Consider the following 13,599-nt stretch of genomic DNA (forward strand, 5'->3'; position numbering starts at 1 on the left):
TGCGGGCGCCTGGGGGCTGGCGCAGGGCCGCCCATGCCCATAAAGCGGTCCCAAATACATAAGGAGATGGCGATGACCTATGAAACGATCCTTGTCGAACAGCGCGATGCGGTGACGCTGATCACGCTCAATCGGCCGCAGGCCTTGAACGCGCTTAACAGCCATGTCCTGAAGGATCTGAGCGCCGCCTTCGGTGCCTATGACGCAGACCCGACACAGCGCTGCGCGGTGCTGACCGGCAGCGGTGAAAAGGCGTTCGCAGCGGGCGCCGACATCAAGGAGATGGTGGAGAAGGACGCCGCCGATTTCTTCTTGCAGGATTTCTTTTCCGGCTGGCAGACCGGGGTCGTCGCGACCCGCAAACCGTGGATCGCGGCGGTGCAGGGCTTCGCGCTGGGCGGCGGATGCGAATTGGCGATGATGGCGGACTTCATCATTGCGGGCGATACGGCGAAATTCGGGCAGCCCGAAATCAAGCTGGGCGTCGCGCCGGGCATGGGCGGGTCGCAGCGCTTGACCCGCGCGGTGGGGAAGGCGAAGGCGATGGAATTGTGCCTGACCGGCCGGATGATGGACGCGGCCGAAGCCGAGCGGTCGGGTCTGGTAAGCCGCGTCGTGCCTGCCGCCGACCTGCTGGACGACGCGCTCAAGACCGCCGCGACGATTGCGGCGCAGCCGCCGATGGCCGCGATGGTGAACAAGGAAATGGTCAACATCGCCTTCGAAACCGGGCTGGCGCAGGGCCTTTTGACCGAACGTCGGCTGTTCCAGATCCTGACCGCGACGGAAGACAAAAAGGAAGGCATGACCGCCTTCGTGGAAAAGCGGCCCGGTGTGTGGAAGGGGCGTTAAGCCTGTCACGACGGTTTGATAATCTCGCGGCGGGCTGATAAATTCTCATTGGTTCGTGGCGGAGTTCCCCGGCACTTTCGTTTCACAAGAAAACGCAGAAACGACGGCGGAGAGGCGCGCAGCTTTGCGCGACCTCTTTGCCGTCGCGTCGTGAAACAGGGAGTTCCGCATGTCCGTTACCTCGATCCGTCTTTCCTCTCGCGCGGCGCTGCTGATCGCGTGCGCCGCCGGGGCGCTGAGTGCGGCGCATGCGCAGGATGCGGCGGAGAGTGATGACAGCAGTAGCATCACCGTCACCGGCCGTCGTATTTCGCAGTCGGCCGAGGCGATCGGTGAGGATAAGGTCAGCAATGTCGTCGCGGTGACGCGCGAAGCGCTGCTGTCCGCGCCGTCGGGCATTTCGGGCCTCAAGATGCTGGAGCAGTTGCCCGGCTTCAACGTGCAGACCGATGGCGCGCTGGGCCTCTATGAATTCGGCAACAGCGTCCAGACCCGCGCCTTCAACCTGGACCAGATCGGCTTCGTGGTCGACGGCATCCCGACCGGGCGCAGCGACGCTTTCGGCGGCAGCCCGGTGTTCCGTTACGTCGACAATGAAAATCTGGGCGTGGTCGAAGCGGCCGTGGGCGCGGGCGATGTCGGCCTGCCCAGCTATTCGACGCTGGGTCCGGTGGTGCAGTATAACAGCATCAAGCCGCAGGAAGAGATGGGCCTGTTCGTGTCGCAGAGCTTCGGCGATTTCGACATGAAGCGCACCTTCATCCGCGCCAGCACCGGCCAGGTCGGCCCGTTCCGCGCCTATGTCAGCCGCACCAAGTTAAATTCTGACCTTTGGCGCGGGCCCGGAACGGTAGATCGCGAACATTGGGAAGGTCAGGTCCATGTCGACCTTGGCAGCGACAGTTGGGCACGGTTGAAATTCGTGTCTAACGACTTTTTCGACTATGATTCGCCTACTATCTCACGGGGCCAATATAATTGTACGGTCAGAAACGCGCTGGGCCAGTGCGGTCGTGATTTTGCCTATATCGAAAATGTGCCTAATACGACCGCCGGATTTGGGCCGACCGCGCCGGGCATCTATTATTCGAACAGCGCATATACCGCCGTGTATAATCTGGCCATCAACGTGCGTAAGGACAAGCTGTACGGCGCCACTTTCCATGCCGGGATTGCCGATGGCGTGTGGGCAGAGTCGACCTTATATTGGGAAGACAAGGATGGCTACGGCGTATCGCCCGACGCTTATGGCAGCACGACGCGCGGGACTACCGGGCCGCTGCTCAACAGCTTTTTACGCTACCGCTATCAGGCTGACGCAGGCCTTCCGGTTTTCGCGCCGAAGGGCGTGCAATATGGCCTGTCAGAGGTGGGCGGCGATCGCTATGGCATCACCACCAAACTGCATTGGGAAATGGGCTTTAACACGGTCGAAACCGGCGTGTGGGCCGAAGTAGATAAATATCATCGTACCCAGGCTCGCTATAACACGCTGGATGGCGCGCCCGATGGCGCACCAAATCTGGACGAACTGGTCTATCTGCGCCGCGACTATCGGTCGAAGCGTGATACGCTTCAGGTATTCCTGAAAGACACGCTCAAGCTGGCTGAAGATCGGCTGGTGCTCGACCTTGGGTTCAAGGGGCTCCTGATGGATTACGCCTATCGTGGCTATCGCGATTTCGACGACTATTATCGCACGACCGGCACCGGGACCGCCACGACAGGGATTGCAGGCTATGGTCCGCAGTCAAACACCGCCCATTACCGGGATATGTTCCTGCCGATGGCGGGGCTGCTCTACAAGTTTGATGGCAGGACCCAGATGTTCGCATCCTACGCCGAAAATATGGCGTTGCCCAAGGGGATGGATGACATCTTCTCTGTCATCCGCCCGGGCGGCAGGCTGGTGCCGCAGCCTGCGCCCGAACGATCGAAGAATATGGAACTGGGCATCCGCACCAATCAGGGACAGGTCTATGCTTCGCTGGCGGCATTCTACACCAAATTCCAGAATCGTATCCAGTCAATCACCAGCTTCGTCCCAGGCGGCGGCGCATCGACCGAAACCTTCTTCCAGAATGTGGGTCGGGTGCGATCCTATGGCGTGGAATTTGCCGGCACATACAAACCGTCGTTCCTGAACGGGCTGGGCTATGGTAATTTGAATGTCACTTACAACAACGCCAAGTTCAAGGATAACATAGCTGCGTCGACGCCGATCCTGATCGCCGACAAGTTTATTCCCGACAGCGCGAAGTGGATCGTCAGCGGCGGCGTGACCGTCGAACCGGCGACATGGCTGGTCGCCAATATCTCCGGAAGATATACTAGTAAGCGCTGGTCAACCTTCACCAACGCTGCTGGTTCCAGCGTGCCGGGCTTCACCGTGTTCAGCGCCTATGTCGATATCGGCGACGGCATCACCCTGGGCCCGGTCAAGGGCGTGAAGGCGCGGTTCAACGTCGATAATATCTTCGACAAGGACACGCTGTCTTTCATCTCGCCGACGGTAACGGGTGACGGCAATTTCCGTCCGCTCAGCCCACGCACCTTCCAGTTCACCATCTCGGGTGAAATCTGATGCGGGCGGCATGGATGATGGGTGCGGCGCTGGCCGCACTGCTGCCGCTGGCGGCGCAGGCGGAAGCGCCGGTGGTGTCCAAGAAGGATTATCAACTGCACCAGCGTCTGCTGACGCTGGACAGCCATCTCGATACGCCCGCGTCGCTCGACCTGCCCGGCTGGTCGATCGATGAGGAACATGGCGTCCATAGCGACTATACCCAGGTCGACCTGCCCCGCATGAAGAAGGGCGGCCTGGATGGCGGGTTCTGGGCCATCTATACGGGTCAGGGGCCGCTTACGATCGAGGGGTTCCGCAAGGCGCGCGACTTCGCCCTGCTGCGCGGCATGTCGATCCGGTCGATGGTGGCGGCGGACCCGGCCAATTTCGCGCTGGCGCTGGAAGCCAAGGACGCCGCACCGATCGCGGCGGCGGGCAAGCGGGTCGTCTATATGTCGATCGAAAACGCCTATCCGCTGGGCGAGGACGTGTCGCTCATCAAGACCTTCTACGACATGGGCGTGCGGGTGTCGGGCTTTGCCCATTTCGCGCATAACCAGTTTGCCGACAGTTCCACCGATCCGTCGAAGAAGCCGCGCTATGGGGGCCTCAGCCCGCTGGGCAAGGAACTGCTCAAGGAGATGAACCGGCTGGGCATCGTGCCGGATGCGTCGCACAGCAGCGATCAGGTGCTGGACGATCTGCTGGCGCTGTCGACCACGCCGATCCTGCTGACCCATTCGGGCTGCAAGGCGGTCTACGATCATCCGCGCAATATCGACGACGATCATCTCAAGGCCTTGGCGGCCAAGGGTGGGGTGATCCAGATGAACGCCTATGGCACCTATCTGCGTGCGTCCAAGCCCAATCCGGAGCGGCAGAAGGCATTGATGGCGCTGTACGGGCAGATGCGCGAGGACGCCAAGATGTCGGCAGAGAAGCGCGCCGAACTGCTGGCCAAGCGGCAGGAGATCGACAAGCTCTATCCCGACACCGACCGGCCGACCTTCGACGATTTCCTGGCGCATATGCTGCATGCGTTGAAGGTCGTGGGACCGGACCATGTCGGTATCGGCGCGGACTGGGACGGTGGCGGTGGGGTGGTCGGCCTGGAGGATGTGGTCGACCTGCCCAAGATCACCGCCGCGCTGTTGAAGGCAGGCTATAGCGAAACCGATATCCAGAAAATCTGGTCCGGCAACCTGCTGCGCGTGCTGGCGGCCAATGAGGCGGCGAAGGGGAAGTGAGAGGGGCTGTTCCCCGGCGCAGGCCGGGGGCCAGTTTCAGGGCCTGAACTGGACCCCGGCCTGAGCCGGGGAACCACATGGTACAGGCGCTACTTCCCCTCCAGCATCTCGATCATCAGGGAGAAGTCGCGCCCGGCTTCTCCCTGGTTGGCGAGCATCTGGTAGAGCGCTTCGGCGGTATTGCCCATGGGCACCGATGCGCCGACCAGCGCGGCGGCTTCGGTCGCCAGCTTCAAATCCTTGAGCATCAGGCCGACGGCGAAACCACCCTGATAGCCATTGTCGGACGGCGATTGCGGGCCGACGCCGGGCACGGGGCAATAGCTGGTCGTCGACCAGCTCTGGCCCGACGATACGCTGCTGATATCGTAGAAGGTCTGGGGATCGAGGCCGAGTTTGCGGGCCATGGCGAAGCTTTCGCAGGTCGCGACCATCGTAGCGCCCAGCAGCATATTGTTGCAGATCTTGGCCGCCTGCCCATTGCCCGCGCCCCCGGCATGGATCACCGCCTTGCCCATGGCGGACAGGATCGGCCTGGCCTTCGCGAAAGCCGCGTCCGCGCCGCCGACCATGAAGGTGAGGGTGCCGCCATTGGCCGCCGCGATGCCGCCGGAAACGGGCGCGTCGACCATCTCAAATCCTTGCGCCGTCGCGGCATCGCTCACGCGGCGGGCAGTGGCGACATCGATGGTGGAGCAGTCGAGAAACAGCGCGCCGGGCGTGGCCGCGCCGAATATCTGGTCGCTATAGACGCTTTCGACATGCTTGCCCGCAGGCAGCATCGTTACGACGGCATCGGCGCCAGAGGCGGCGTCGGCGGCGCTGGTGGCGCGGATGGCGCCATGGCCCTGCGCCTTCGCCAGCGCCTCTTCGGCCAAGTCGAAGGCGCGGACGGCATAGCCGTTCTTCAGCAGGTTGGCGGCCATGCCCCCACCCATATTACCAAGGCCGATGAAGGCGATCGTTTGGCTCATTATCCTATCCTCTCCCGCTTAACTTCGCACATTTCCCGCTGATTTTGACATTATGTTACGTGGGCCTGATCCTATCGGAAAGGAGGCGCCCTGAATTTAGCGCCTGCCGCCGCGATAGGACAGGATCAGCCTGCGTCTATAAGGTCCGGCAGTGGGGTCCATCGCTTCTCCGGCGGCAGCGGTGCGAAGATGGCGTCGATCGTCGCATCATCGACCTGCTCCAGCGTCGGTGGATTCCAGCGCGGCGCGCCGTCCTTGTCGAAGATCACGGCGCGCACGCCCTCCACGAAATCGGGGCGGCGGATGACCGCGCAGGCAAGGGCGAATTCCATCGCCATATTGTCCGCAAAGTCGGCCTTGCCCGCACCCTCGACCAGTTGGCGCAGGGCTACCTTGATCGTCTGGGGCGATTTGGTGGCGAGGACGGACAATTGCTTGGTGGCCCATTCGCCGCCATCGGCGCGCAGCGCGGCGACGATCTGCTCGGCCTTGTCCGACGCGAACAGGCGATCGATGTCGGGGCGCGCCTCTTCCAGTTTGGAGGGGGGCGGTGGTTCGTCATTTTCCGCCAATATCTCGTCCAGCCCCAGCGGGTCGGCCAGGATGCGCGCCTTGATCGCGTCCAGCTTGTTGGAGGCGATATAGTGGGTGGCGATGCCCACCGCGACGCAATCCGCGCCGTCGATCCGCGCGCCTGTCGCCGCCAGCCAGGCGCCGACCCGGCCGGGTAGGCGGGGCAGGAACCAGCCGCCGCCCACGTCGGGGAACAGGCCGATACCGGTTTCGGGCATGGCGAAGGTCGTGCGTTCGGTCGCGACGCGGAAACGGGCGGGCAGGGAGAGGCCGACGCCGCCGCCCATGACGATGCCGTCGATGAAGGCGACGATCGGCTTGGGATAGACGAACAGCAGATGGTTCATCCGATATTCGAGGGCGAAGAAGCGTTCGGCTTCGACACAGTCTGTCTTGGCGCTGTTGGCGATCAGGGCGATGTCGCCCCCTGCGCAAAAGCCGCGGGAGAGTTTGGGATCGCCGTCCGGGTCGGGGAAGTGGTCGATCATGACCGCGACGACGGCGTCATCCTCGCGCCAGGCCAGCAGCGCGTCGTTGATGGCTAGGCACATGTCCGGCGTGAGGGCGTGGATCGCCCTGGGCCGGTTCAGGCGGATGCGGCCGATAGTGCGGTCGATGAAGGTCAGGACTTGGTCGGTCATTTCAATTCCGTTCGGTTCGAGCCTGTCGAGAACCCAGCGCCGGGTTCTCGACAGGCTCGAACCGAACGTTGGTAGAGAAGACAGGCATGACTAACGCAACATATCCCGCGCCACGATCATGCGCATGACCTGGTTGGTGCCTTCCAGGATGGAATGGACGCGCAGGTCGCGCCAGAAGCGTTCGATCGGATAGTCCATCAGATAGCCATAGCCGCCATGGAGTTGCAGCGCACGATCGACCACGGACGATCCGGTGTCGGTGGCGAAGCGTTTTGCCATCGCGGCGAAGCGCGTCTTGTCCGGCGCATTGTCGGTTACCTTGACGGCGGCGGCGTAGAGCAATGTGCGGGCAGCCTCCAATTCGGTCTGCATGTCGGCCAGGGTAAATTGCGTATTCTGGAAATCGGCGATCGATTGGCCGAACTGCTTGCGATCCTTCGTATAACGGACGCTTTCATCGATACAGCGCTGCGCGCCGCCCAGCGAGCAGGCCCCGATGTTGAGACGGCCGCCGTCCAGCCCCGTCATCGCGATGCGGAAGCCTTCACCCTCCGCGCCGACGAGATTGTCTACAGGTACGCGGACGGCATCGAAATTCACCTGCGCGGTGGGTTGGCTGTGCCAGCCAAGCTTGCGCTCCTGCGCGCCGAAGCTGACGCCGGGCATGTCCTTTTCGATGACGAGGCAACTAATGCCTTTCGGGCCATCCTCTCCCGTGCGGACCATGACGACATAGACTTCATTCTCGCCGCCGCCGGATATGAACTGTTTGGAGCCGGTCACGACATAATGATCGCCGTCGCGGACCGCCTTCGTCTTGAGCGCGGCAGCGTCCGACCCCGCGCCCGCTTCGGTCAGGCAATAGCTGGCCATGCGCGTCATCGGCACCAAGTCGGGGAGATATCTGTCCTTCACCGTCTGCGATCCGAAACGGTCGATCATCCAGGCGCCCATATTATGGATGGATATGAAGGCGCTGGTGGAGGGACAGCCATAGGCCATCGCCTCCATGATGAGCGCGGCTTCCAGCCGACCAAGGCCGATGCCGCCCGATTCCTCCGACACATAGATGCCGCCAAAGCCGAGGTCCGCCGCCGCGCGGATCGTGTTGCGGGGGAAGATATGCTTTTCGTCCCATTCCGCCGCATGCGGGGTAATCGCATCGGCGGTGAAGCGCTGCGCCATCTCCTGGATCGCGCGCTGGTCCTCGGTCAGGTCGAACTGGCTCATGCTCTCCTTCCGTCACGCCCTGTGCATGGCATGATCGCTTGTGGGTGGCCTTGTAGCAATGTTGCGTTATTGCCAGCAATGGCGAAGTTGTGCATGAACTCCCTGCAAATTTGCAGAGGGGGCGGGCGCTTGTTCGATTGGGACGATCTGCGGGTATTTCTGGCGGTCGCCCGCGCGCGCAAGGTCGCGCCCGCCGCCCGCGCGCTGGGGATCGATGCGACCACCATCGCGCGGCGGCTGGCGCGGCTGGAAAAGGCGATCGATGCCGAACTGTTCGAACTGGGCGCGGGGGAGCGGACGCTGACGGCGCGGGGCCAGGCGCTGCTGGGCCATGCGGAGGGGGCGGAAAGCGCGGCGCTCGCGGCGATGGAGGATGTGCAGCGGCAGGTACACAGGCTAGCCGGGCAGGTGCGCCTGTCGGTCGCCGAAGGGTTCGGGACCTGGGTGCTGGCGCCGGGCATGGGCGATTTCAACCGGCGCTATCCGGGCATCCGGCTGGACCTGATCACCGCATCCGGTTTCCTCAACCCGTCCAACCGTGAAGCCGACATGGCGGTGATGCTGGGACGGCCGCAACGCGGGCGGCTGACGGTGCGGCGGATGGGGGATTATCGGCTGCATCTCTATGCGTCGCCAGCCTATCTGGAGCGCGCGGGCAGGCCCGCCACGTCGGCGGACCTGCGCGATCATGTGCTGGTCGGCTATGTGCCCGAATTCCTCTTTTCGCCCGAGCTGGATTATCTGGACGAGGTGGAGACGGGGCTGGAGGCTACGCTGCGATCGACCAGCATCATCATGCAGCAGCGGATGATCGCCGACGGGGCGGGCATCGGCGTGCTGCCCGATTTCATCGCGCGGCGCGACCCCGGCCTGGTGCCGCTGATGGCCGATCAGGTCGAAATTACGCGCAGTTTCTGGCTGGTGATGCATGGCGACCTGCGCAAGCTGGCGCGGATCGGTGCGGTCGCCGAATGGTTGCAGGAACGCGTGGACATATTGTCGGGTCATCGCGATTTTCAGGGGGGTGGGTGAGGCCCGCTTCAAATTCGCTTTAAAGTCAATCGACGCCGCCCCTGGACCTCGCTAAGGGAGTCGGGATGGAAATAAGGCGGTCGCATTACGCTTATGCAGCATAAGCCCAAGCGCAGCAGGGCGATCGCCCTGCCGAGCGGTGAATTTCGCGCCCGCGCCACCGAATATCTCGATTTTCTGGCCGCCTGGGTGAAGAAGCCGCGCCAGACCGCGTCGGTCGTTCCGTCCAGCCGCTACCTGGCCCGGTTGATGGTCTCTCAGATCGATCCGCACGATGGCCGCGTGCTGGAACTGGGCGGCGGGACCGGGGTGTTTACCCGCGCGATCCTGGGCACCGGCCTGCCACCGGATCATCTGGAAGTGGTGGAGATCAATCCTGCGTTCGCGCGCGGATTGCGTCGGCATTTCCCCCATGTGTCTATCCTGGAAACGCCTGCGCAGATCGTGTCGACTGCGACGGCTGGCCTGCCGGGCGATTATCAGGTGGTGGTCAGCGGCCTGCCGTTGCTGGCGATGGATCGCTACATGCATTTCGACATATTGTCGGAATCGCTGCGGATGCTGCGTCCCGGCGGCAGCTTCGTGCAGTTCACCTATTCGATGCGCCCGCCGGTGCATCGCGACGTGATGGAGGCGCTGGGGCTGGACGTCATGCGGGTCGGCCAGACCGTGCGCAATTTCCCGCCCGCCACCGTCTTCCGCTTTTCCCGGCGCGGCGAATAGGTTGCGTTTGGCCATCGGCCCCCTATCTTTGCCGCAACGCAAAAGGGGCAGAGCCATCCATGGCATCCATCATCGACATCAAGGGCCTGACGAAACGCTATGCGTCGGGGTTCGAAGCGCTCAAGGGCGTCGATCTTTCGATCGAAGAAGGTGAGATTTTCGCGCTGCTGGGGCCTAACGGCGCGGGCAAGACGACGATGATTTCCATCATCTGCGGCATTGCCCGGGGCACCGGCGGCAGCGTAACCGTGGCGGGGCACGACATCGTGCGCGACTATCGCGGCGCGCGCACCGCGATCGGCCTGGTGCCGCAGGAATTGTCCACCGACCAGTTCGAGCGGGTCATCGATACCGTGACCTTCAGCCGCGGCCTGTTCGGCAAGGCGCGCAACGACGCCCATGTCGAGAAGGTGCTGCGCGACCTGTCGCTCTGGGACAAGCGACATAGCAAGATACTGGAACTGTCGGGCGGGATGAAGCGGCGCGTGATGATCGCCAAGGCGCTGAGCCACGAACCGCGCATCCTGTTCCTGGACGAGCCGACTGCGGGCGTCGATGTGGAACTGCGCCGCGACATGTGGAAGCTGATCGGCGCATTGCGCCAGACCGGCGTCACCATCATCCTGACGACCCATTATATCGAGGAAGCCGAGGAAATGGCCGACCGGGTGGGCGTCATCAACAAGGGTGAACTGATGCTGGTCGAGGACAAGACCGTATTGATGAAGAAGCTGGGCAAGAAGACGCTGACCGTCGTCCTGGCGGACCCGATCGATGCGGTGCCGGTGGACCTGGCCGAATGGAACGTCACGCTGGGTGCGGACAGGCATGAGCTGGACTATGTTTTCGACACCCAGGCGGAGCGCACCGGCGTATCGTCGCTGCTGCGCAAGCTGGGCGATCTGGGCATCGGCTATAAGGATCTGAATACCCGGCAAAGCAGCCTGGAGGATATATTCGTGAGCCTCGTCCATCAGGAGAAGGCCGCATGAGCCTCCAGAATCTGCGCGCCATATCGGCGATCTACCGTTTCGAACTGCATCGCTTCCGGCGCACCCTGCTGACGGGATTGCTGGTGCCGGTCATTACCACCTCCCTTTATTTCGTGGTGTTCGGCGGCGCGATCGGATCGCGCATGACGGAGGTGGACGGCATCCCCTATGCCGCCTTCATCGTGCCCGGCCTCATCATGATGACGATGTTCACCGAAAGCATCTTCAACGCGAGTTTTGGCATCTATATGCCCAAATTCAGCGGCACCATTTACGAACTATTGTCCGCACCGGTGTCCGCGACGGAGACGATCATCGCTTATGTCGGTGCGGCGGCCACCAAGTCGATGATCGTGGGCAGCATCATTTTCCTGACCGCCCACCTGTTCGTTGACGTGCCGGTCGCGCATCCTTTCGCGATGGTGAGTTTCATGGTGCTGATCGCCATCAGCTTCTGCCTGTTCGGCTTCATTCTGGGCATCTGGGCGCAGAGTTTCGAACAGTTGCAGGTGATCCCGCTGCTGCTGATCATGCCGATGACGTTTCTGGGCGGCGCTTTCTATTCGGTCAAGATGCTGGCCGAACCTTGGCGGACCATCACCTTCTTCAATCCGATCGTCTATCTGATATCGGGATTTCGCTGGACCTTCTTCGGCAAGGGCGACGTGGCGATCGGGCTGAGCCTCTTGTTCGTCGCGGGGATATTGGCGGTGTGCATCGGCATCATCGGATGGATGTTCCGCACGGGATATCGATTGAAGAAGTGATATCCGGGCCTGCAGTAGCCCACGGTGCAGGCAGATGGTTTCCCGGCGAAGGCCGGGATCCAGCTCCGCGTCTCGAACTGGACCCCGGCCTTCGCCGGGGAACAGCAGTTATTCAATATATTTTGGTATGAAGGCGCGCCAACGGTGCCAATGGCGATCTTATAAAGCCCACAAGGGCGTTACGTTACGCCGCCTGGCTTTCCGGCGTCACGGCGAACAGGGTCACGCCCTTATATTTGTCGTCGCCGTCATTATAGAGGCCGTACATCGCCTCGAACTTTTCATCCAGCACGACGATGTCGGATAGCCCGACCAGCTTGAACGTGCCAAGCTTCAATTCGCGCGGCGGGCGGCCTTCGCGGTCGGTGGTCACTGCGTCGATGAACAGTTCATCATGGCGGGTGTAGAGGATGTGCGGCGCCAAGGTTACGACCATTTTATTATAGGTCACCTTCAGGCACTTCTGGAGCGCGATCGCTTCAAAAATCTCGGTCGGGGCTTGCATGATGTCGCCTACCTGACCGATTTCGCCAATTCTTTCAATTGCTTTGTGCGTTGCACCATATCCATCCCGTGCAATCAGCGCGACGAATGGTTCAGGCGGGCACAAGACCCAGCCGTTCGCGCATGCTCCAACGGCTGATGAGCAATAGCGCCACGACGCCCAGTCCGCTGGCAAGGCCCAGCCATATGCCCAGGCCCTGCATGCGCAGCGGAAAGGCGAGCAGGGTGCCGACGCCCAGGCCCACCACCCAATAGCCGATCAGCGCGAAGATCATCGGCACCGTCGTGTCCTGCACCCCGCGCAGGACGCCCGCGCCCACCGCCTGCGCGGCGTCGACCAGTTGGAACAACGCGGCGACGGCCAGAAAGCTGACGGCCAGGCCGACGGTGCGAGCGTTGACGGGATTGGACAGGTCGAGGAAGGCGGACACCAGGGTGCGCGGCATGAAGATGAGCAGCAGGGCGGCGCAGACGGCAAAACCGGTGCCGATGATCAGCGCCAGCCATCCCGCCCGGCCCACGCCCGCCCGATCGTGACGGCCATAGGCGATGCCCACGCGGATGGTCGCGGCTTGGCCGATGCCCATCGGCACCATGAAGACCAGCGCTGCGATCTGGATCGCGACGGCGTGGGCCGCGAGAGAATCGCGGTCGATGAGGCCCATGAGCAGGGCCGAGGCGTTGAACACCGTCGTTTCGAAGCCCAGCGTGATCGCGATCGGCAGGCCCAGCGCCCATACCTGCCGCTGGCGTTCGCGATCGCGCGTCCAGAAACGGCCCATCAGCCGGTAGCGGCGGAAGCGCCGGTCGATCAGGATGACGGCGAGCAGGCCGAAGAACAGGAAGCAGGAGGACAGGGTGCTGGCGAGGCCCGCGCCGAACAGGCCGAGCGCGGGGAAACCCACATGGCCGAAGATCAATGCCCAGCCTGCCAACACATTGAACGGGATGACGGCCAACATGATGACGAGGCCCCAGATGGGCCGCTCCAGCGCGGCGATGAAATTGCGCAGGGTGGTAAAGCCCAGGAACGGCAGCAGCGCCCATTGCAGACCGTGCATCAGATGGCCCGCTTCGCGCGCCAGGTCGGCATTCTGCCCCATGGCGAGCAGGATCGATTCGCTTTGCCAGAGCAATATCCAGGCGGGGATGACGAAGAAGAGCGCGGCGCGCAGCGTCTGGTGAACGGTCCGGCGGATGTCGCGCACGCTATGGCGTCGGCGGCCGCGTTCGCTGGCGATCAGGGGGAGGCGGCAGTGACCAGGCCCATGCCGAACAGCAGCAGTGCGTGGAACAGGTTGATGGCGAGCGCGCCCGCCGCGACCGCCTCCGCCCCGATCCGGCCGAGCAGCAGCAGATCGGTGGCCGCGATCGCCGACCAGGCGATATTGCCCGCAATCATCGGCAGCGCCAGCGTGATCAGCGCTGTGGCTTCGATACGCCAGGGGGAGGGGTGGGTCACGTCGGTGTCCGGCCAGGGAATTATATGTTGCGTCTG

Annotated in this window: 11 protein-coding genes and 1 pseudogene; 7 read left to right on the top strand and 5 right to left on the bottom strand. The window is 62.9% G+C overall.

Annotated elements, in window-relative coordinates; genetic code table 11:
* Window positions 1–72: 72 nt before the first annotated feature.
* The 3 genes from U5A82_RS09720 (at window position 73) to U5A82_RS09730 (ending at window position 4,665) form a co-directional block, all read left to right on the top strand.
* Window positions 73–852, top strand: a complete 780-nt coding sequence (locus tag U5A82_RS09720; protein ID WP_326290462.1) for an enoyl-CoA hydratase-related protein — start codon at window positions 73–75, stop codon at window positions 850–852.
* Between the two features lie 169 nt (window positions 853–1,021).
* A complete protein-coding gene (locus U5A82_RS09725) occupies window positions 1,022–3,436 on the top strand; it encodes a TonB-dependent receptor (protein ID WP_326290463.1) in 2,415 nt (804 codons plus the stop codon).
* A complete protein-coding gene (locus U5A82_RS09730) occupies window positions 3,436–4,665 on the top strand; it encodes a dipeptidase (protein WP_326290465.1) in 1,230 nt (409 codons plus the stop codon). The genes U5A82_RS09725 and U5A82_RS09730 overlap by 1 nt, the downstream gene beginning before the upstream one ends.
* Before the next feature lie 89 nt (window positions 4,666–4,754).
* On the opposite strand, the gene mmsB is transcribed toward U5A82_RS09730, so the two are convergent.
* The 3 genes from mmsB to U5A82_RS09745 all read right to left on the bottom strand — a co-directional run bounded on the left by mmsB (window position 4,755) and on the right by U5A82_RS09745 (window position 8,083).
* On the bottom strand, window positions 4,755–5,639 hold the full coding sequence (mmsB, locus tag U5A82_RS09735) for a 3-hydroxyisobutyrate dehydrogenase (RefSeq protein ID WP_326290466.1): 885 nt from the start codon (window positions 5,637–5,639) through the stop codon (window positions 4,755–4,757).
* Window positions 5,640–5,764: 125 nt separating this feature from the next.
* Complete coding sequence (locus U5A82_RS09740; protein ID WP_326290468.1) at window positions 5,765–6,853, bottom strand: enoyl-CoA hydratase/isomerase family protein; 1,089 nt, start codon at window positions 6,851–6,853, stop codon at window positions 5,765–5,767.
* Between the two features lie 90 nt (window positions 6,854–6,943).
* Window positions 6,944–8,083, bottom strand: a complete 1,140-nt coding sequence (locus tag U5A82_RS09745) for an acyl-CoA dehydrogenase family protein (RefSeq protein WP_326290470.1) — start codon at window positions 8,081–8,083, stop codon at window positions 6,944–6,946.
* Between the two features lie 129 nt (window positions 8,084–8,212).
* On the opposite strand from U5A82_RS09745, the gene U5A82_RS09750 reads away from it, so the two are divergent.
* From U5A82_RS09750 to U5A82_RS09765, 4 genes are all read left to right on the top strand, one after another.
* Window positions 8,213–9,115: a LysR family transcriptional regulator gene (locus U5A82_RS09750; RefSeq protein WP_326290472.1), complete on the top strand. Its 903-nt coding sequence runs from the start codon at window positions 8,213–8,215 to the stop codon at window positions 9,113–9,115.
* Window positions 9,116–9,208: 93 nt separating this feature from the next.
* On the top strand, window positions 9,209–9,838 hold the full coding sequence (locus U5A82_RS09755; RefSeq protein ID WP_326290474.1) for a class I SAM-dependent methyltransferase: 630 nt from the start codon (window positions 9,209–9,211) through the stop codon (window positions 9,836–9,838).
* A gap of 59 nt (window positions 9,839–9,897) precedes the next feature.
* On the top strand, window positions 9,898–10,830 hold the full coding sequence (locus tag U5A82_RS09760) for an ABC transporter ATP-binding protein (RefSeq protein WP_326290476.1): 933 nt from the start codon (window positions 9,898–9,900) through the stop codon (window positions 10,828–10,830).
* Window positions 10,827–11,597, top strand: coding sequence for an ABC transporter permease (locus tag U5A82_RS09765; protein ID WP_326290478.1), 771 nt, complete (start codon window positions 10,827–10,829; stop codon window positions 11,595–11,597). Before U5A82_RS09760 ends, U5A82_RS09765 begins: the two co-directional genes overlap by 4 nt.
* A gap of 184 nt (window positions 11,598–11,781) precedes the next feature.
* Here U5A82_RS09765 and U5A82_RS09770 read toward each other — a convergent pair whose 3' ends face one another.
* A complete protein-coding gene (locus tag U5A82_RS09770) occupies window positions 11,782–12,102 on the bottom strand; it encodes a hypothetical protein (RefSeq protein ID WP_326290480.1) in 321 nt (106 codons plus the stop codon).
* Between the two features lie 91 nt (window positions 12,103–12,193).
* Window positions 12,194–13,503, bottom strand: a pseudogene (locus U5A82_RS09775) (MATE family efflux transporter).
* Window positions 13,504–13,599: the final 96 nt, after the last annotated feature.

The organism is Sphingobium sp. CR2-8 (assembly GCF_035818615.1).
Classification (GTDB): Bacteria; Pseudomonadota; Alphaproteobacteria; order Sphingomonadales; family Sphingomonadaceae; genus Sphingobium.

Bases quoted from the DNA above. Each gene is read 5' to 3' on its own strand.
- U5A82_RS09720 (WP_326290462.1), top strand. From the start codon at position 73: ATGACCTATGAAACGATCCTTGTCGAACAGCGCGATGCGGTGACGCTG.
- U5A82_RS09725 (WP_326290463.1), top strand. From the start codon at position 1,022: ATGTCCGTTACCTCGATCCGTCTTTCCTCTCGCGCGGCGCTGCTGATC.
- U5A82_RS09730 (WP_326290465.1), top strand. From the start codon at position 3,436: ATGCGGGCGGCATGGATGATGGGTGCGGCGCTGGCCGCACTGCTGCCG.
- mmsB (WP_326290466.1), bottom strand. From the start codon at position 5,639: ATGAGCCAAACGATCGCCTTCATCGGCCTTGGTAATATGGGTGGGGGC.
- U5A82_RS09740 (WP_326290468.1), bottom strand. From the start codon at position 6,853: ATGACCGACCAAGTCCTGACCTTCATCGACCGCACTATCGGCCGCATC.
- U5A82_RS09745 (WP_326290470.1), bottom strand. From the start codon at position 8,083: ATGAGCCAGTTCGACCTGACCGAGGACCAGCGCGCGATCCAGGAGATG.
- U5A82_RS09755 (WP_326290474.1), top strand. From the start codon at position 9,209: ATGCAGCATAAGCCCAAGCGCAGCAGGGCGATCGCCCTGCCGAGCGGT.
- U5A82_RS09760 (WP_326290476.1), top strand. From the start codon at position 9,898: ATGGCATCCATCATCGACATCAAGGGCCTGACGAAACGCTATGCGTCG.
- U5A82_RS09765 (WP_326290478.1), top strand. From the start codon at position 10,827: ATGAGCCTCCAGAATCTGCGCGCCATATCGGCGATCTACCGTTTCGAA.
- U5A82_RS09770 (WP_326290480.1), bottom strand. From the start codon at position 12,102: ATGCAAGCCCCGACCGAGATTTTTGAAGCGATCGCGCTCCAGAAGTGC.